1 pseudogene is annotated in these 302 nt (G+C 64.2%); it reads left to right on the plus strand.

The features are described from left to right. Window positions 1–302 (plus strand): annotated as a pseudogene (locus EN824_RS34435) (citramalate synthase); the annotation flags it as partial.

A 302-nucleotide genomic window follows, 5' to 3' on the forward strand; every position in this document is an offset into this window, starting at 1 on the left:
CGGATGCCATCTGTTTCGTCGCCAAGAGCTGGGACTATCATGTCCGCGTCGCGCTCGGCTGCACCAACGAGGAGAACCTGGAATCGATCAAGGTCTCGGTCGAGACGGCGGTCGCGGCCGGCAAGGAGGCCATGGTCGACTGCGAGCATTTCTTCGACGGTTTCAAGGCCAATCCGGACTACGCTCTGGCCTGCGCCAGGACCGCCTACGATGCCGGCGCGCGCTGGGTGGTGTTGTGCGACACCAATGGCGGCACGCAGCCCTCGGAAGTGCGCGCCATCGTCGAGAAGGTAATCGCTGGC

The organism is Mesorhizobium sp. M8A.F.Ca.ET.181.01.1.1 (genome assembly GCF_004792025.1).
Taxonomy (GTDB): Bacteria; Pseudomonadota; Alphaproteobacteria; order Rhizobiales; family Rhizobiaceae; genus Mesorhizobium.